The 17,979-nt window shown below is 63.7% G+C and carries 20 protein-coding genes; 9 read left to right on the top strand and 11 right to left on the bottom strand.

Annotated features, from left to right (window positions below; all coding sequences use genetic code 11):
• Positions 1-2: 2 nt before the first annotated feature.
• Positions 3-635: a helix-turn-helix transcriptional regulator gene (locus FJ978_RS10065; protein WP_140572060.1), complete on the bottom strand. Its 633-nt coding sequence runs from the start codon at positions 633-635 to the stop codon at positions 3-5.
• An 8-nt stretch (positions 636-643) separates the two neighbouring features.
• Positions 644-1,516, bottom strand: a complete 873-nt coding sequence (locus FJ978_RS10060) for a S1C family serine protease (protein ID WP_140572059.1) — start codon at positions 1,514-1,516, stop codon at positions 644-646.
• A gap of 224 nt (positions 1,517-1,740) precedes the next feature.
• On the opposite strand from FJ978_RS10060, the gene FJ978_RS10055 reads away from it, so the two are divergent.
• Positions 1,741-2,691 (top strand): trypsin-like peptidase domain-containing protein, encoded by a 951-nt coding sequence (locus FJ978_RS10055; RefSeq protein WP_140572058.1) that lies wholly within the window; start codon positions 1,741-1,743, stop codon positions 2,689-2,691.
• A gap of 5 nt (positions 2,692-2,696) precedes the next feature.
• Here the strand turns inward: FJ978_RS10055 and FJ978_RS10050 are convergent, their stop codons facing one another.
• Together FJ978_RS10050 and FJ978_RS10045 are read right to left on the bottom strand one after the other, a co-directional pair.
• On the bottom strand, positions 2,697-5,552 hold the full coding sequence (locus tag FJ978_RS10050; protein WP_246678098.1) for a patatin-like phospholipase family protein: 2,856 nt from the start codon (positions 5,550-5,552) through the stop codon (positions 2,697-2,699).
• 217 nt (positions 5,553-5,769) lie between these two features.
• A complete protein-coding gene (locus tag FJ978_RS10045; RefSeq protein ID WP_140572056.1) occupies positions 5,770-6,195 on the bottom strand; it encodes a VOC family protein in 426 nt (141 codons plus the stop codon).
• Between the two features lie 66 nt (positions 6,196-6,261).
• Between FJ978_RS10045 and FJ978_RS10040 the strand changes: the two genes are divergently transcribed.
• Positions 6,262-6,855, top strand: a complete 594-nt coding sequence (locus FJ978_RS10040; protein ID WP_140572055.1) for a TetR/AcrR family transcriptional regulator — start codon at positions 6,262-6,264, stop codon at positions 6,853-6,855.
• 46 nt (positions 6,856-6,901) lie between these two features.
• On the opposite strand, the gene FJ978_RS10035 is transcribed toward FJ978_RS10040, so the two are convergent.
• From FJ978_RS10035 to FJ978_RS10020, 4 genes are all read right to left on the bottom strand, one after another.
• Positions 6,902-7,717 carry an oxidoreductase gene (locus FJ978_RS10035; protein ID WP_140572054.1) on the bottom strand — a complete coding sequence of 272 codons (816 nt, stop codon included), beginning with the start codon at positions 7,715-7,717 and terminating at the stop codon, positions 6,902-6,904.
• A 62-nt stretch (positions 7,718-7,779) separates the two neighbouring features.
• A complete protein-coding gene (gene fabF / locus FJ978_RS10030) occupies positions 7,780-9,096 on the bottom strand; it encodes a beta-ketoacyl-ACP synthase II (protein ID WP_140572053.1) in 1,317 nt (438 codons plus the stop codon).
• 139 nt (positions 9,097-9,235) lie between these two features.
• Entirely contained in the window at positions 9,236-9,817 is a 582-nt protein-coding gene (locus FJ978_RS10025; RefSeq protein WP_013893662.1) for a TetR/AcrR family transcriptional regulator, read from the bottom strand.
• A 152-nt stretch (positions 9,818-9,969) separates the two neighbouring features.
• Positions 9,970-10,923 carry a LysR family transcriptional regulator gene (locus tag FJ978_RS10020; protein ID WP_013893661.1) on the bottom strand — a complete coding sequence of 318 codons (954 nt, stop codon included), beginning with the start codon at positions 10,921-10,923 and terminating at the stop codon, positions 9,970-9,972.
• A gap of 108 nt (positions 10,924-11,031) precedes the next feature.
• Here FJ978_RS10020 and FJ978_RS10015 point away from each other — a divergent pair, with 108 nt between their 5' ends.
• The 3 genes from FJ978_RS10015 to FJ978_RS10005 all read left to right on the top strand — a co-directional run bounded on the left by FJ978_RS10015 (position 11,032) and on the right by FJ978_RS10005 (position 12,384).
• Positions 11,032-11,667: an FMN-dependent NADH-azoreductase gene (locus FJ978_RS10015; RefSeq protein WP_140572052.1), complete on the top strand. Its 636-nt coding sequence runs from the start codon at positions 11,032-11,034 to the stop codon at positions 11,665-11,667.
• Between the two features lie 181 nt (positions 11,668-11,848).
• The gene (locus tag FJ978_RS10010; RefSeq protein WP_140572051.1) at positions 11,849-12,088 is read left to right on the top strand and encodes a CopG family ribbon-helix-helix protein; all 240 of its coding nucleotides are present in this window, start codon (positions 11,849-11,851) and stop codon (positions 12,086-12,088) included.
• 2 nt (positions 12,089-12,090) lie between these two features.
• Positions 12,091-12,384, top strand: coding sequence for a type II toxin-antitoxin system RelE/ParE family toxin (locus FJ978_RS10005; protein WP_140572050.1), 294 nt, complete (start codon positions 12,091-12,093; stop codon positions 12,382-12,384).
• Between the two features lie 14 nt (positions 12,385-12,398).
• Here FJ978_RS10005 and FJ978_RS10000 read toward each other — a convergent pair whose 3' ends face one another.
• Positions 12,399-12,698 (bottom strand): AzlD family protein, encoded by a 300-nt coding sequence (locus FJ978_RS10000; protein ID WP_140572049.1) that lies wholly within the window; start codon positions 12,696-12,698, stop codon positions 12,399-12,401.
• Positions 12,695-13,429: an AzlC family ABC transporter permease gene (locus tag FJ978_RS09995; protein WP_013893658.1), complete on the bottom strand. Its 735-nt coding sequence runs from the start codon at positions 13,427-13,429 to the stop codon at positions 12,695-12,697. Before FJ978_RS09995 ends, FJ978_RS10000 begins: the two co-directional genes overlap by 4 nt.
• Positions 13,430-13,616: 187 nt before the next feature.
• Between FJ978_RS09995 and FJ978_RS09990 the strand changes: the two genes are divergently transcribed.
• Positions 13,617-14,075: an Lrp/AsnC family transcriptional regulator gene (locus tag FJ978_RS09990; protein ID WP_140572152.1), complete on the top strand. Its 459-nt coding sequence runs from the start codon at positions 13,617-13,619 to the stop codon at positions 14,073-14,075.
• 30 nt (positions 14,076-14,105) lie between these two features.
• Here the strand turns inward: FJ978_RS09990 and FJ978_RS09985 are convergent, their stop codons facing one another.
• Positions 14,106-15,029 (bottom strand): LysR family transcriptional regulator, encoded by a 924-nt coding sequence (locus FJ978_RS09985; protein WP_181176760.1) that lies wholly within the window; start codon positions 15,027-15,029, stop codon positions 14,106-14,108.
• 127 nt (positions 15,030-15,156) lie between these two features.
• On the opposite strand from FJ978_RS09985, the gene FJ978_RS09980 reads away from it, so the two are divergent.
• The 3 genes from FJ978_RS09980 (at position 15,157) to FJ978_RS09970 (ending at position 17,957) form a co-directional block, all read left to right on the top strand.
• A complete protein-coding gene (locus FJ978_RS09980; RefSeq protein WP_140572047.1) occupies positions 15,157-15,675 on the top strand; it encodes a cupin domain-containing protein in 519 nt (172 codons plus the stop codon).
• A 16-nt stretch (positions 15,676-15,691) separates the two neighbouring features.
• Positions 15,692-16,609, top strand: a complete 918-nt coding sequence (locus tag FJ978_RS09975; protein ID WP_140572046.1) for an alpha/beta hydrolase — start codon at positions 15,692-15,694, stop codon at positions 16,607-16,609.
• 145 nt (positions 16,610-16,754) lie between these two features.
• A complete protein-coding gene (locus FJ978_RS09970; protein WP_140572045.1) occupies positions 16,755-17,957 on the top strand; it encodes an MFS transporter in 1,203 nt (400 codons plus the stop codon).
• Positions 17,958-17,979: the final 22 nt, after the last annotated feature.

Below are 17,979 nucleotides of genomic sequence, written 5' to 3'. Positions count from 1 at the left end.
TATCAAACCAGCACCAGCCCCTGCCGCATCGCAATGGCGATGGCATCAGTGCGGTTGGCCGCCCCTAGTTTGATCAGGATCGCGGCGACATGGAACTTCGCCGTGTGCACGGAAATGTTGAGCCGGCGTGCGATCACCTTGTTGGGCGCGCCTTCGGCAAGCAGCGCCAGCACTTCCGCCTCGCGGGGCGACAGCGCGGGCCGGGTGGCCTGCTCGTCCGCTTCATCCTCGAACGGCTCGCTCTCGCCGGCATGGAAATCCTCATGCCGTCCGCCCCTGCCATCGCCCGAAACGCGATAGCCGGCCGCCGCCAGCCGTGCCGCCGCGGCGATCAGCAAATCGTCCGCGTCCGTTGGCATGACGGCAAACACCTCGCCGGCAGGCCGTTCGCCGCCGGCACGTCCCGACAGCAGCACGCGCGGCATGGACGTTGGCACGGCATCTCCGCTCCTCTCGTCGACGATGGCGACATCGGCCCTGCCGCCGGCAGCCACCACCGGCAGCAGGTCATCGGAGGCGGCAAGCGAGGCGGCCAGATGCTCGGCGCGCGCGGCATCGGCAAGCGCGACCAGCACCACCAGCCGCCGCGAGGCGGCGCCGTCCGCCATGATCCGATCGCCGGCGAGCGTTTCCATCGATCCTCTCAGCTCAGCGGTTTTTCGCCGATGGTCAATGTCACATCGCGCTGTTCGCCGCCACGCACCACGCCTAGGGTTACAGAAACCCCGGCGCTGTCAGGCCCGAGCCTGCGGATCAGGTCGCGCGGGCCGTGCACGGTCTCGCCGTTCCACGCCACGATGATGTCGCCCAGGGACAGGCCGGCGGCCTTGGCGGGGCCACTGTCGTCGAGGCTCATCACCATCGCGCCCTTGGCGTCGCGGTCACGCACCGGATGCAGGCCGGCGCCGAGATAGCCGCGCGCGACATGCCCCTTTTCGCGCAAGGTGGCAACGGCTCGCTCGATCGTCTCGTAAGGCATGACCAGCGCGTGGCCGCGGGGCCCGAACAACAGCATGCCGATCAGCGCACCCTTGGCGTCCAGCACCGGGCCGCCCTCGAAACGGCCGCCGGCGCCGATGGCCAGATTGATGCGCCGGTCGATGGTGCCGCCGCGCATAGAGCGCCAGGCCGGACCGACTTCGCCGACCGAGCCCGATACGGCGAGCGCCGAGCCCTGGCTGCTGCCGATGGCTATGGCGATGTTCCCAGGCCGAACGGCATCGGCCCTGGCAAGTACAGGCGTCGTGGCGGTATCTGCGGGCTTCAGCAACGCAACGCCCGTCGAAGGATCGCGGCCGACCAGCTCGGCCTTCACCGTCCCGCCTGAGGCCAGCGTCAGTTCGATCTCCTCGCCCGCCTCGACGGCCTCCTCGGCGGTGACGAAATAGCCGTCGCCCCAATGGAACGCGCTTGCCGTGCGGTGATGGTGCGTGGCGAAGCTCGCCATTGCCGGCGCCGCCTTGGCGGCGAGATCGGCAATGGCTTGGGAAAACGCACTCAGATTGAAATCGCTCATAATGGCCTCCTGGGTTCTTGCATGTCCCAGATATCGCGCGGCAGCACGCTGGAAGGTACTCGCCTGACGGCTAGTTGCCGGTTTGACTGGCCATCTGGTCAGGTCGCGGCGCTTCCGGCCGCTCCGCACATATAGTGCGTGTCGCCCAAAAGTGCTCAGCGGTTTCGGGAGAACGGCACCTAAAGAAAAAAGGCATCGCCACGCCTGAAACACGGAGCCCTTCCATGGCCCTCGCCGCCGCCAAATTCGAACCCGACGATACATTGCTCGACGCCTATTCGATGACCGTCGCGGACGCGGTCGACCGCATCGGTCCCGCCGTCTGCCGCATCGAGCGCGTCGGCGGCCAGGGCGGCCACGGCTCCGGCTTCGTCATTGCGCCGGACGGGCTGGTCGTCACCAACTTCCACGTTGTCGGCGACGCCAGAACGGTGCGCGTCTCGATGCCCGACGGCGCCTCCAGCGAAGGCCACGTGCTTGGCCGCGACCCCGACACCGACATCGCGCTGGTGCGCGCCGACGGCAGCTTCGTCGATGTCGCGCCGCTTGGCGATTCCAAGCGGCTGCGGCGCGGCCAGATCGCCATTGCCATCGGCAACCCGCTCGGCTTCGAATGGACCGTCACCTCGGGCGTCGTCTCCGCGCTCGGCCGCTCGATGAGGGCCTCGACCGGCCGGCTGATCGACGATGTCATCCAGACCGACGCGGCACTCAATCCGGGCAATTCCGGCGGGCCGCTGGTGTCGTCGGCCGGTGAGGTCATCGGCGTCAACACCGCCATGATCCACGGTGCGCAAGGCATCGCCTTCGCGGTCGCCTCCAACACCGCCAGGTTCGTCATTTCGGAAATCATCCGCTTCGGCCGCGTGCGCCGCGCCTTCATCGGCATCTCGGCCGACACCGTCAACCTGCCGCGCCGCGCGGCGCTGCTGTCGCAAGTGTCGAGCAAGACGGCGGTGCGCCTGCGCAGCATCGAGAAGGACGGCCCGGCGGCCAGGGCAGGCCTCAAGGAGGGCGACATCATCGCCGCCATCGACGGCCGCCCGGTCACTGGTGTCGATGATCTCGTACGCATGCTCGACGCCGAGCGCATCGGCCGCGAGACGCTATGCACCGTGGTGCGTCGCACCGGCATCAGCCAGGTGACGGTGACGCCGGTGGCGCGGGCTGGCTGACGGCCTCACTTGTCGATATCTCCTACGTCTTTGCCAAGGCGCTTCTTCAGTACGGTGACGAGATCGGTCTGCACGACGTCGTAAATTTTGGCGCCGTTGGGCAGTTGCTTGTCGCGCAGAGTTCTATCCATGGCATGAAACCCCAGAGCTCGGTACGCTTCCATCTGCTCTTCCGAAAAGAACTGATCGCTCGTCGGCTCATTCGGGAAAAGCGGGTAACGACGCTCGTAGTCGAGAACATAGTCGGGTTCGTCGCCGGTCACCGACGCCTTGACATAGAGAAGGATCCCTTCGACAGGATCGTTCTCGTAGAGGATCTTGCCGACCGCGAAATGCCTGAGATGCAGCTCCGATTCCGGCGGGATGATCTTGTTGCGGTCGGCATCACGGACCAGCGCCGCATCCCTGACTGGCCGCCAGTCGAGCGAGATGCGCACGCCGAGATCGATCCTGGCGAAACGTTGGACATCGGTGAAGGCGCCGAAGTTCATGCCGGCATCGGCTTCGGCATCGACCACGATGATCAGCTTGCATTTGCGCTTGAGCAGTTGGTAGAGGCCGATATTGTCGATATGGCCGCCGTCAGTGATGTAGACCCGCGAACTGTCCGACCTCAACTGCCCCGTCGCCTCGGCGAGAAGATACAGCCGCAATATGTCCTCCCAGCTCCGCCGGGAAGAATCCTCTTCAGTCACAGCCCAGCCCGGTTTGGCACGCTCCTTTTGCAATGCGACCCCGCTCGGGTTGGGAAGCCAGAAGCCCAGTCGCAGGTTGAGCAGAGCCAGCGTCGGCCCTAGCAGGCCAAGACTGATGCGCCCCATGCTCGAGGAAATGGCGGCGCCCGAAATCGCCACGGCCGCCGCGAGATCCAATTGTCCCTCTTCCCTGGCCATCGCTGCAGAGGTCGCGTAGCCGGTTGATTCACTGCCGACGAAATGTTTTGAAAACAGAAAGAACTCGGCATTGCGTCCTCGCCTGCTCGGATCCGCCAACGGCAGGCTGACAACTGCCGGCGCCGGAGACCGGTGAGGACCTGACAGGACGATGTCCGGCCCGCCCCACCAGGCCTCTAATCTTATAGCCGCGGCAATCTTTGCTCCCAGCCATCGAATGGCGCTGGCAGTGAAAGACTTTCTCGGAGGATCGGCGGCCTGTCTGGCGCGGCGGACGTTCAATGTGCTGTTTATCAGCAGATAGGGCGCCTTTACACCGAGGTCCTTCAACGCGATGTCAGCCTGACCTTCGCTGCCGCCAAGGCGAAACGCCCAGCGGAGCCGGTCGCGGTAGAGGCGGTGCAGGCCGTTGGCGTTCTCGGTGAAATTGAAGGCCACCATTATGACGATGACGGTGATGGCCAGATAGTTGAGCAGCACCGTGAATTCGTCCGCCTGCCAGACATCTTTAGCCATTCTCGCGGCCACCGCGAAAACGACGGAACCCGCCACGACCCCCAATACTTTGGCGACCACCGACCCGCTATAGTCATGCACCATCGCGGCAAAGAAGCTGCTGAGCCGGCCAGGCTCCAGGTCGTCGACGAGATAGCGAACCGCAAAGGTCCGCCCCGCAAGAAACACCGCCATGCAAAGGGCAAGCACGGTAAACAGGATATGGTTGTTGGCCGTTAGCCAGGCTGGGCCATAGGCATAGCCGGTGGCACGGCCAAATATCCACGATACATCGAACCCATGAAATGTGATCGGAGATATCTTGATGCCCCAAAGGGTGATGAGCAGAAAGAAGCCATAGATGAGCAGAGGCAAGGCAAGGCCGAGTGCCAGGAATGCCGCGCGAGCCAGATAACCGCGGATCTGGTGGCCGATCTTCGGCGAGTTGAGAGCTTTCTGTACCCAGGAAATCAACATACCCCTGAAGGCCGCAGTGGCCGTGACGATGGCTGCGGCACCCGTGATCAACGCCTTGAGCGTTTCCAATGTCGTCTGCCGATGGCCGAATTTCGGTGAGGTCACCTCGATCAGCCACAGAATGATCTTGGGCTGAACTTCGATCAGAAACAGGCCAGCCGTCACCAAAAGCAGGGTGCGACCATCCTTGGCCCAGAGGCTGTCTTGCTCCAGATGTTCGCCCTTGCGCGCGGTGGCGTAGCTGTCGGAGTAGGATCGCCGCAGCCCCCATGCAACCAGCCAGACGGCGAAAACCACGAGAGCCGAGCGGGACAGCACGAAAGGATTAGCGACCATCGAGCGCAGGCTGGCAGTCCATCCCGTCTGGCCCCAATCGTCTCCGAACCGCCAGTTGGCGACGTCGAGCATGATGCTGTGCCCAAGGTGGTCCGTGGTCGGGTTCGTCAGGATGACGAATGTCGCCAGCGGCAGGATCAGCGTCAGCAACAACAGAAAATTCACCATCCAGCCGCGCATCAGGATGCCGATCGACAGCGTGATGTCGCGGAAGCCGCGCGGCGCCAGGAAACGGCTGTTGTCACGGATATGGCCGACGAGCTTGTTGTCATGCACGTCATGCACGTGGGAGCCCGAGGCGAAGGGAAAAGCGAGATGCGCGTCCTTGCCTTCCCTCGCTTGCTTGAGCTCCTGACGTGTCATATCGGCGACCATTGCCGATCCGATATAGCCACCCCCCGAGACCGTCGACAGATAGTCGATGCGGGATGTGAGCTTGTACTGGTCAAGCGCCTGAAGTGCGCCGAGGCAGAACGAAGCCGATCTTATCCCGCCACCCGAAAGCGCGACACCGAACAGCCACGCCGGATTCCCTTTGGCGACGGAATCAGGCTTGCCCCCGGTTGCATCTCTTGGAACGACATTTACTCCAAGCGCCTTGCGGCGACGGATGATCGAACGATGCTCCAACTGCAGAACCGTCTCGAAGTCCTTGGCCATGGCCTCCCCCGACGCCATTATTGGAACAATACAACAGGCAAAGAAGGTTCTCTGCAAGGATTATTGCCGTTGGGGAAAGTCGAGGCGGCGGCAACGTCACCCGTGACTTGAAAATCACAAACGATCTTATGGCATCCGGCGCTTTGCTTCGCGGATGCGAGAAAAGCAATGCCACGGCTCCTGCGTCCCGCCTCCCGACAAGTACTGCCAGGCAGCGCTATGCTCCCGCCGCGCCCTGCGCGTACTGTGCCAGGAATTCCTCGCTGGGCGGGATCGGCTTGATCACGTCGATCAGCACGCCATTGGGGTCTTTGGTGATGAAATGGCGCTGGCCGAAAGGTTCGTCGCGGAGCGTTCGCAGGATCGGCAGCCCGGCGGCAAGAATTCGTTCGTAGACCACATCGGGATCGCGCACCTCGAAATTGATCAGCAGGCCCGATGTGCGTCCGCGTCCCTCCTGCGGGATCGTCTCATGGTCGCCCTGGACGATGCCGAGATTGACCCTGCTGCTCTCCACGGATTGGAGGTGCACGTACCAGTCGCTTTCAAACAGCGGCTTGAAGCTGAAATGCTCGACATAGAAGCCGGCCGTGCCGGCGACGTCGCCGGTCATCAGCACCGGATAATAGCTCGTGGTCTTCATCTTTCCTTCTCCCGTCAACTAACATACAGTCTGCATGTAAATTGAATTAACATACAGGCTGCATGTATGCAACGAGAATCCGCGCACCGCTCCAACCGCGACCGCACCGAGGCGACGCGCGCCGACCTGATCGCGGCGTCGCGAAAACTGTTCACGGAAAAATCCTACGCCGAAACGGGCACGCCGGAGATCGCCGCCGCCGCCGGCGTGACGCGTGGCGCGCTCTATCACCACTTCGCCGACAAGCAGGCGCTGTTTGCCGCCGTGGTCGGGCAGGAGGCGCAGGCAGTGGCCGACGAGATCGATCGCGCCTCCCCTTCCTCGCTGGAAGCCCGCGATGCATTGATCGCCGGCTCGGACGCCTATCTCGCCGCCATGCGCGTGCCCGGCCGCACGCGGTTGTTGCTGCTCGACGGCCCTGCCGTGCTCGGCCGCGCCGCCATGGACGCGATCGACAACCGCCACGGCAACCGCGCGCTGCGCGAGGGCCTGGTTGCGGCGATGCGCGCCAACACGATGACACGACTGCCGGCGGAAGCACTGACCGCGCTGCTTGCTGCTGCGTTCGACCGCGCGGCACTTGCCATCGAGGCCGGCGCCTCGACCGAGGACTATCGCGCCGTTCTCATGGCGCTGATCGACGGACTGTCCCGCGCCTGACGCGATTCATCGTTTCCTTCGAAACAGCGGTAAACCAACGCCCGTCTCAGACCGGCAGCCCGAGTTGCCTTCTCAGGCTTTTGTCGAATGCGGATGCGGGGACGAAGCGGCGCAGCAAACTGACCTGGCGCGCCATCTTTCCCGCCGCATAGCGCTTCTTCGGAGCGGGATCGACCGCAGCGGCCAAGATCGTCGCCGCCACCACTTCGGGCGCATCGCCTTTTTCCATCGATTTCCGCACGGCCATGGTCATGCCGGAGCGCGCGGAGTCATAGATATCGAGCAACTGATCGGGGGCGGCGAGATTGTCCTCGAATGAAGTACGGGTGTAGGCCGGCTCCACCAGCGAAACGCGAATGCCGAACGGGCGCAATTCGTGATCGAGCGATTCGGAATACCCCTCGATGGCATGTTTGGTCGACGCGTAGAGCGCGAAATAGGGGGCTGGGATGAACCCCTGTACCGAACTCAGATTGACGATTCTGCCCTTCCCTTGGCGCCGCATTGCCGGCAACACCGCGTTGGTCACACGGAAGACGCCGAAGACGTTCACGTCGAACAGCGCCTGGGCCTGGGCGGTCGAGGACTCCTCCGCACCCCCAAACAGACCCATGCCGGCATTGTTGACGAGCAGGTCGATGCGTCCGGCCTTGGCCAGGACGTCATCGACGAGTTTCGCGACAGACCCATCATCGGTCACGTCGCAGGTCAGCATGGTAACGCCGTCGGATTGCGTGGAGGCCGTGCGACGGCTGGTTCCGAATACGCGATAGCCCGCGCTTAGCAAGGCATCAGCCGTAGCGCGGCCGATGCCGGAAGATGCCCCTGTCACCAGGGCGACGCCGGGATTGATCTTGTTCATGGAATTCGCTTCTTTCTTTGAGCTGGATTTGTGTTCTTGAAATGCGGCATGCGCGGGCGCGGTCAGGGGCAATCTGAGCCGGAGGATCCTTCGGCGCTCGCGCTGGATGACTTGTCCGTCCAGCGCCGGAACAACGCACTGGCATTGACCCCTCCAAAGCCGAAGCCATTGCAGATCGCGTAGTCCATCTCCGTTGGCCGGGCTTGGTTTGCGACGAAATCGATCCCGTCGCCGGCCGGATCGGGGGCAGTCAGATTGAGCGTCGGCGGTGCGACCTGATCCCTGAGCGCCAGGATCGTGAAGATGGCGCCAAGCCCGCCGGCCGCTCCCAGCAGATGTCCGGTCGCCGCCTTTGTCCCGCTGACAGCTATGCTGAAATCCGCGCCAAAGACCCTTTTGATCGCCTCGATCTCCCCGGCATCGCCGACCGGCGTGGAGGTCGCGTGCGCATTGAGATGGCGGACGTCCCGTGCCGAAATGCCCGCTTGGCTGATCGCGATCTCCATGGCTCGGCGCGCACCGTCGCCATCCTCGGGACCCGATGTGATGTGATAAGCGTCCGCCGTCGTGCCGTAGCCGACGAGCTCGGCGAGCGGCTTGGCGCCACGCGCGAGCGCGTGGCTCAATGCCTCGACGACCAGGACACCGGCCCCCTCACCCATGACGAAGCCGTCACGCAACATGTCGAACGGACGGGAGGCCTGATCGGGACGGTGATTGAAGGATGTCGAGAGGGAGCGTGCCGCGGCGAAACCGCCGAGACTGACCGCGTTCATGCAGGCTTCGGTTCCGCCGCACACCGCGATATCGGCTTCATTGGCGCGGATAAGACGCGCCGCGTCGCCGATCGCCTGAATGCCGGCCGCGCACGCCGTCACCGGAGCGCCAAGCGGTCCCTTGAAGCCGTATCGGATGGAAATCTGTCCCGCGGCCATGTTCACCAGGAACGATGGCACGGTGAATGGCGACAGACGCCGAACACCGCGCTGATCGACGGTTCTCACAGCTTCGGTTATCGCCGGAAATCCTCCGACACCCGAAGCGATGATCGTCGCGGTACGGGCCTTGTCATCGTTCGAGACTGGTTTCCACTTCGCCTGGGACAGCGCCTCTTCCGCCGCCGCCAGTGCGAAGAGGATGAAGCGGTCTGCCCTGCGCTGTTCCTTCGGGGCCAGGACGGTGTCTGGGTCGAAGCCGGCTTCGGGGTCTTCCTGCAGGGAGGGAACCGTTGCGCCGATCTTTGCCGGCAGGTCTCCCACAACATCGTCCGCAAGCCTCCGGATGCCCGAGCGACCAGCCAAGAGGCGGGACCAGGAAGTCGCCACGTTGGCTCCGAGCGGGCTAACTGCTCCCATGCCTGTAATAACGATACGACGCATGTTTACTCCGGTTGTCATTCTGTTGGATCCCCTTCGCGCGACAGCGTCGTGGCGACCACATCGCGATCACCGCTTGTTCATTTCGGCGAATGGCGCGCCGCGAGGTCGTCAAACGTGCGCAGTGCGTACCGGAGCGGAGCTATTCCCGCGAAGCCGCAATTTGCCTGACCTCGCCAGCGGCAGCGCTGAGAAAACGCCGCGACATCTCCTCATCTTTCAGTATGCGGGAGATCGTTACAGCACCCACCATGAGCGACAGCACCGCCATGGCTTTGCGATGGTCTCCCGGTCCCTCGGCCCCAGGTATCAATTGGTCGAGAATCTCGAGGTGAGCCGCGATGCCATCCTGGAATGGCTCTCTCACCTCCTCGCTTTGACGCGCCGCGTCCGAGCCAAGCGCCACCAATGGACAACCCTCGCCCTTCGTTTCGCGATGTCCGGGTGAAAGGTAGAAACCGATCACAGCCTCGAGCGGGTCAGGGCTTGCGGCGGCAGCGGCCGACCATCTCCGGGTCGCGTGCTCCATCGCCCGCCTCGATGCTTGTGCGGCCAGATCGTCCTTGGATTCGAACTGCTTGTAGAACCCACCCTGAGTGAGGCCGGCGCCCTTCATCAGGTCCTTCAGCCCGATGCCATCGAAGCCATGCTCTCGAAAAAGCCGGCTCGCGGCGTCGATCACCGCTTCGCGATTTGCTTCCGCCTGCGCACGGCTCACTCTCATGTCGACCTCTAATTTAGATTTCGTTCGACATTTATATCAGAGATAGAGTTCGATCGCAATCTATTTGAGGCGCCGGGTGCCAAGCCGGCTGCCAACAAGGGAACGGCAATGCCTTGTTGCGGCCTGACGTCCTCGTTCGGCCATCGCCGAGCTCACCCTTGCGCGTTGGACGTTTCCGGCTCTTCCGCGGGCACCTCACCCGGCTCGAACTCGTTGAAGCAGCCAAGCCCGCGCTTGAACCGCTCGATCAGCCAGGCGGCCGCCGGCTTCGGGCTGGTGTCGTTGCGATGCATGGCAAACAGCGGCGAGCGCACCTCGCTGAAGGGTTCAAGGTCGATTTCCACCAGCCGGCCGCTTGCCAGATCGTCTGATATCAGCCAGCGCGGCAGGCCGCCCCAGCCGAGGCCCTCGCGCATCAGCATGTGTTTGGTGCGCATATCCGTGAGACGCCAGGTCCGGTAGGCGAAGACCCCGAAATCGCGTCCCTTGGTGCGTTCGGACTGATCGGTCACGACAAGCTGGGTGTGTTCACGCACATCCTCGAGCGCCAGCGGTTTCGGCAGCAGCGCCAGCGGGTGGCTGGGGGCTGCGGCCAGCACGATCGACATGAAGCCGATACGCACCAGATGCACGTCGACATCGCCCAGCAAGCCGCCAATGCCGAGATCGGCCTGTCCGCTGACCACATGATCGGGGATCAGGCCGAGCGTGCCGATATGCAGGCGCAGCATCACGGTCGGAAACTGCATCTCGAACGCCTTCAGCACCCGCACCAGTACCGATGAGGGCAACGACGCATCGACCGAGAGCGCCACCTCGGCTTCCAGCCCGTGATGATGGCCGTCGGCGCGCGAACGCATACGCTGCAGCACGCCAATCATGCGCCTTGCATCCTCCAGCATCGCCCGGCCGATCTCGGTCAGTTGCGGCTCGCGCGTGCCCTCGCGCTCGAACAGCTTAAGCCCAAGCTGCGCCTCGAGATTGGCGATGCCATAGCTGATGACGGATTGAGCCCGGTTGAGCTTGCGGCCGGCGGCCGAGAAACTCCCGGTGTCGGCTACGGCGACAAGGATCTGCAGCTGGTCGAGTGTCGGATTGGGTTGCATGACGATATCTATTTTATTGATGGATCGTATAGAAAATATACCAGTTTATCCGATGGATCGATAGCCCCATATGTGGCGGGACAATTCATTCCACTGGAGAGACCCGCTATGTCCATTCTTCTCGTCACTTCGAGCCCGCGCGGCGCTGCCTCGCACTCGACCCGCATCGCCACCGAATTCGCTGAGAAGCTCGTCGCCGCCGATCCCTCGAACACGCTTGTCGTGCGCGACCTCGTCGCCAACCCGCTGCCGCATATCGATGCGGACTATGCAACCGGCATCTACACGCCCGTTGAAGCCCGCACCCAGCGCCAGGCCGAGGTCGTCGGCGTCTCCGACGTCGTGCTCGACGAATTGTTCGCCGCCGACACGGTCATCCTGGCCACCGGCTTCATCAACTTCAACATCTCCTCTACGCTGAAGTCCTGGGTCGACCATATTTCCCGCTCCGGCAGGAGCTTCGCCTATGGTGAAAACGGGCCCAAGGGCCTCGTCACCGGCAAGAAGGTCTATGTCGTATTGGCTTCGGGCGGCGTCTATTCCGAAGGTGCGGCCGTGCAGTTCGATCACGCGGTTCCCTATCTGCGCGGCGTGCTCGGCTTCCTCGGCATGACCGATGTCGATGTCATCCGCATCGAAGGAGTCAGCATGGGCCCCGACGCGGTGGCGGCCGCTTTGGCCAAGGCGACCGCCAAGGTGGATGCCGTGGTGGCGGCAAGCCGGGATGTCGCGACAGCCGCCTAAGGGAAGGCTCGAATTGAAGGGCAGACGCTTTGGCGCCTGCCCTTTCTCGCTGTCCAATGGCAGCCCTTCTCGCTCGCTTTTCGGATTTAGACAGGGCGGAGCGCCCGATCCCTTGGCGCGCGGCTTGACGAACCGCCCTTGGTTCGCTGACAATCAGTGTGAACCTAGGTGGATCGTTGTCATGACAGCTTTTACCGTACGCCTGCCCGATGACACGGCAAATAGGCTGGACCAGCTCGCCGAAAAGCTCGATCGCTCGCGCTCTTATATGGCAGCCCAGGCCATCGAAGACTTTGTAGCCCGACAGGAGTGGCAGCTCGCGGAGATAGAGGCCGGATTGGCCGAGGCCGAGCGCGGTGAATTCGCTAATGCCCAAGAACTCGCGGCCGTGATTGGAAAATATATCAAGCCCGCGCGCTGATTATGAGCGGCAAGACAATCCGTTGGACCAAGCGGGCGCTGCGTCGGCTTGATGAAATCGGCGCGCACATCGAGAAAGACAACCCCGAAGCCGCTGCTCGTGTGATTGCGCGCATCTTGTCCGCGGCGGAGTTGCTCATCGAACAGCCTGCCATGGGCCGCGTTGGGCGGATCAAGGCGACGCGAGAACTCGTTTTGGTCGATATTCCCTATATCGTTCCCTATCGCGTAAGCCGAGATGCCGTCGAAATACTGACCGTCATACACGTCGCCCAACAGTGGCCGCGAACCCTGTGAGCGCACCGCTTTTTCTAGCCGATGAAATGCCTGAGCAGGCCCGCTGCGGCGACCCCGATCAGCACGGTCGGCAGCATGGACAGCCGCGTCGCGGCGACAAAGGTGATGGCCAGCGCCAGGAGATCGGCCGGATTTCGCGACACGAACGCCGGCGCGATGACCGAGATCAGCACGCAACCGGGTGCCGCCTCCATCACCGCCGTGGCACGCGCGCCAAGCGTGCGGTTGCGCAGCACGAAATAGCCGCCGATCCGCGTCAGATAGGTGACGCCGGCCATCAGCACGATGGTCAAAAGGGTCGCCCCATCGATCATGCGTCACCTGCCATCAGCCAGGCCGCGACCAGCCCCGACACCGCACCCGCCGCGACGTACCAGGCGCCGGGAACGAAGAGATAGATGAGTGCGGCGACAACCAGGCTGACCAGCCAGGGCCGTGCCGCCGCCACTCCCTTCCACATGCCGCGCATCAGCACCAGGAAGACCGCCGGAAACGCCATGTCGAAACCGTAGGTCTCGACATGGCCAAGCATCGGGCCAAGCAAGGCGCCCAGCGTGGTGAAGGCCACCCAGGTCAGATACATCGCCAGTGCGGCACCCATGTAGTAGCGCGGGCTGAAGGCCGGCGTGATGCCGGCAGCAGTGCGCTGTCTGGCATCGGTCAAGCCCAGCGCCCAGCTTTCGTCACACATGAAGAACAGTGCCGGAAACACCTTGCGCCGCGGCAGGTCGCGCAGGAACGGCGCCAGCGCCGCTCCCATCAGCAGATGACGGCTGTTGACCAGGAAGGTGATGGCGACGATGAGCAGGATATGCGGCGGCGACGTCCACAACTGAATCGCCGCGAATTCCGAGCCGCCGGCGAAGTTCAGCCCCGTCATCATGGACAACTCGACCGTGCTCAGCCCTTTCTGCGTGGCCTGCGCGCCGAGCACCAGCGCATAGGGAATAGTACCGAGCAGCACCGGCGCGCAGGATGTCACGCCCCGGCGGAACTCCGATCCCGAACCGTCGCCCGCCGCTTCGACTGTCTGTGAAATGCTCATGTCCCGGAAATGCTCATGCCTTGCCGTCGGCCGGCCTCGCGGCCGCCGCTTCCCTGCCTTTGAACTCTCGTGATGCCAAGGGCAACGATACCCACATCCCTCCGCAATTTGGTTGCGAACATCGTCGCATTCCATCTATTTTTGGCACTGAATGTCACGGATGCCAAAAAAGATGGAATTCGACACCATGAAGTTTGACGAGATCGATAAGCGCATCCTGCGCGCACTGCAGCGCGACGGCCGCATGGCCAACAACGATCTGGCCAATGAAGTCGGCCTGTCGCCCTCGCCTTGCCTGCGCCGCGTGAAGCTCCTGGAGGAGGCCGGCGTCATCGACCGCTATGTCGCCGTGCTCAATCCGGCCAGCATCGGCAAGGGCCTCACCTTCTTCACCCGCATCTGGCTGAAGGCGCAGGACGAGGACACGATCGAGCATTTCGCCACCGAAGTGGCCAAGCTGCCCCAGGTCATGGAATGCTACCTGATGCTCGGCGACTGCGACGCCATGGTGCGCATCGTGGCGGACAGCATCGACGACTATCGCCGCTTCCAGTCGGAGCATCTGAGCCGCATCAAGGGCGTCCAGAACGTCAAGACCGACGTCCCCAGCCAGACCGTCAAATATACGCTGGAACTGCCGATCTGAGGTGCCCCGCAAGGCGGGAGAATACCGGCATCAGCCCGTCGCGACGATGCCGCCTTGCCAGTGCTCGTTGGGGACTGAAACCTTGCGCATGAAATCCACGAAGCTGCGCACGGTTTGCGACAACTCGCGCTTGCTCGGGAAGAGGAGATTGACCTCGACCGGTGCGATGTCCCAATCGGCGAGCAGCGGGACGAGACGGCCTTCGGCGAAATCGTCGACGCAGAGATAGGTGGAAAGCACGCCCAGACCCGCGCCGTTGCGGACGAGCTGATGAATGGTCAACGCATCGTTGACGCTGACCCGGTTGTGGACATCGACCGCGGCCATCTCGCCGCCCCGGTAAAAATGCCAGGTCCGCATCCGGCCATCGCCGCGGGGCATCTCGATGCATTCATGCTTTGACAAATCGGCCGGCGTCAGCGGTTTGCCGTGCCGGCTGAGATAGTCCGGCGCAGCGGCGAGGCAGCGGCGCACGCTGCCAAGGCGTGTCGCCACCAGTGCGGAATCCGGCAGCGGCCCCATCCGGATCGCCACGTCGACCCGCTCGGCGACAAGATCGAGGTCGCGGCTTGTCAGGTCGAGCGACACGTCGACATGGGGAAAGCGGGCAAGGAATTCGGGCAGGTGCCGCGACAGGACGTTAATGCCGAAGCCGATCCCGGCGCTGACCCGCAGCAGGCCGCGCGGCTCGCCGCTCAGGCCCTCGACATAGGCAACCGTCTCGTCAATCCGCGCCATCAGGTCGACGCAACGTGCCTGCAACGCCTCCCCGGCGGAGGTCAGGATCACCGCGCGGGTGGTACGCTGGAACAGCCGCGCACCCAGTTGCTGCTCGAGCCTTGCGATGTTGCGGCTGACCGTCGACTTCGGCAGGCCGAGCGCGCGGCCGGCCGCCGAGAAACTGCTGGTCGCCGCCACTCTTTCGAAGACGCGCAAATCGTTGAGATCGATCATGCCGGCGACTGTTCCATCCGTGGGACAGTGAGTCCAGCCGGTCGAACGAGCTTTTTGGTGCTTTGGCACCAGCCAGCAGCTACCACTGACAGAAGGCTGGGAGCCTCGCCGACCCTGGAGATCAGACATGCCTGAATTTACAATCCCTGCCGACGATCCCAACCGCCAGTTGTCGATTGTCGATCCCGACGATCCGTCGCTCCAGCATCTGGCGGTGGTGGGCGACACCTACACCATCCTGCTTTTCGGCGCGCAGACGGCTGGGCGCTTCTGCCTCATCGACATGAAGGTTCCCGACGGCGGCGGTCCCGGTCCCCACCGGCACGATTTCGAGGAGACGTTTCACCTGTTGGAAGGCGAGATCGAATTCACCTTCCGTGGCCAAAAAAGCGTGGCCAAGGCAGGCATGACGGTGAACATCCCTGCCAACGCGCCGCATTCCTTCCGCAATGTCTCGGGCACGGACGTGCGCATGCTGTGTCTGTGCGCGCCGGCGGGACAGGAGAAGTTTTTCGCCCAAGTCGGCACACCGGTGGAGAGTCGCACTGCCGCCGCCCCGGAACTCAGCCCGGCGGAATTCGGCGCCTTCCTCGCCAAAGCCGCGGCGCTCGCGCCGCAATTCCGCACCGAACTTCTCAAGCCGTAATCCGGGCAGGCCCGTTATGAGCGTTGAAATCCACCCCGAGGACGAGCGCGACCGCGCGGTCATGCAGGCGATGCGCACGATGCTGTCCACGCTGCCCGCGCTTGAGTTTTCGCCGGTGTCGCGCCCGGCTTTCGAAGACCTGATGCAACACACGCCTGCCGCCGACGGCGTCAGCTTCGAGAGGGCGACGGTCGGAGTGGTATCGGGCTGGTGGTGCCGGCCAGAGACCGAGGCAACACACGCCGCGATCCTCTACCTGCACGGCGGCGCCTATGTTCTGGGCTCCGCCATCGGTCATCGCAACTTCGTCAGCCAGATCGTGCAACGCGCCGGCGCGCCAGCCTTCATTCCCGACTACCGGCTGGCGCCGGAGCATGTTTTCCCTGCCGCCGTCGAGGATGCCCAAGCCGCGTTCAACGGCCTTTGCGACATGGGCTACGAGGCGATCGCGATGGCCGGCGACTCGGCCGGCGGTGGCCTTGCTCTGTCTTTGCTGGCGCTGGTGGCCGCCAAAGCCAGGCAAGGCACCAGCGTCATGCCCCGTTGCGCAGCGCTGATGTCGCCATGGACCGACCTTGCGCTGGCCGGCGGCTCGATGCTGACGAGAGCAGAATCCGATCCGCTGGTGAAACGCGACGAGCTGAAAAAAGCGGCCGACCTTTATCTCAAGGGTGCGGATCCTACCGATCCCCGCGCCTCGCCGCTCTATCAGCCTCTGGGCGGCCTGCCGCCGCTGCTGGTCCATGTCGGCTATGACGAGATCCTGCTCGACGATTCACGCCGCGTTGTCGAGGCAGCGTCGAACGCAGGTGACGAGGCGGCGCTGCATATCTGGGAAGGCATGACGCATGTCTTTCCCTCCAACCTTGCCCAGTTGCAGGCAGCGCGCGAAGCCGTCGACATGGTGGGAGCCTTCATCCGCCAGCATCTCTAGGCGCCCCAGCCTGCCCATCACCTGATCCCAGAAAAAATTCCATTTGGAATGTCGATTTGATCGCGGCTCGGACGTCCTTCGGACGCAACCGGAATTGCCGGGCGGCATCGAAAGATCGATCCTGCTCCCGGCTGGGAGAAGAAACATGAGCCTTTCCTATCGTTGGGTCATCGTCGCGGCTGGCGCGCTGATGTCCTGTGTCGCCATCGGCACGATGTTTTCGCTGGCGATCTTCCTCGAGCCGATGGCGATCGACACCGGTTGGTCGCGCGCCGGCATTTCGAGCGCCATGACGCTCAACTTCCTGGTCATGGGCCTTGGTGGCTTCGCCTGGGGCGCCATGTCGGACCGCTTCGGCGCCCGTCTCGTGGTGGCGATCGGTGCGGTGCTGCTCGGACTGGCGCTGGTGCTGGCCAGCCGCGCCGGCTCCCTGCTGGCCTTTCAGATCACCTATGGCGTGCTCGTCGGTCTCGCGGCGAGCGCCTTCTTCGCGCCGATGATCGCGCTGACCACAGGCTGGTTCGAGACCAATCGCGGCCTTGCGGTTTCGCTGGTCTCGGCCGGCATGGGTGTCGCACCGATGACGATCTCGCCCTTCGCCCGCTGGTTGATCTCGGCCTATGAATGGCGCACCGCCATGTTCGACATCGGCATCATGGCCTGGGTGCTGCTGTTGCCGGCGGTGCTTTTGGTGCGCCAGCCGCCAAAACCCGCCCCGGCCACCGCCGGCTCCACGCCGGTTGCCGAAGGCGCCGGCCTGACGGTCGGCCAGGCGCTGCGCTCACCGCAATTCATCGTGCTGGGGCTGACCTTCTTCGCTTGCTGTGCCGCGCACTCCGGCCCGATCTTCCACATGGTAAGCTATGCCATGCTGTGCGGCGTCGCTCCGATGGCGGCGGTCTCGATCTACAGCGTCGAGGGCCTCGCGGGGCTTGGCGGCCGGCTTCTCTACGGCGTGCTGGCCGACAGGCTCGGCGTCAAGCCGGTGTTGATCGCGGGCCTCGTGATCCAGGCGATCGTCATTGCCGCCTATCTCTCGATCAGCCAGCTCGACCAGTTCTATATGCTGGCGGTCATCTTCGGCGCCACTTATGGCGGGGTCATGCCGCTCTACGCCGTGCTGGCGCGCGAATATTTCGGCCAGCGCATCCTCGGCACCGTGTTCGGCGCCGCTACCATGCTGTCCAGCCTCGGCATGGCGCTGGGACCGCTCGCCGGCGGCATGGTGTTCGACGCCTATGCCAACTACCACTGGCTGTTCATCGGCTCGGCCCTTATCGGCCTCGGTGCCGCGGGCATAGCGATCGCCTTCCCGCCGCTGCCGCAAAGACAGCTCCGGACAGCATAGAAGGGCGGACAGGAACCGTTGC

Origin of the sequence: Mesorhizobium sp. B1-1-7 (assembly GCF_006442705.1) — a bacterium.
Classification (GTDB): Bacteria; Pseudomonadota; Alphaproteobacteria; order Rhizobiales; family Rhizobiaceae; genus Mesorhizobium; species Mesorhizobium opportunistum.
The sequence above is the reverse complement of the archived record's forward strand: the minus strand, read 5'-3'. Positions and strand labels throughout refer to the sequence as shown.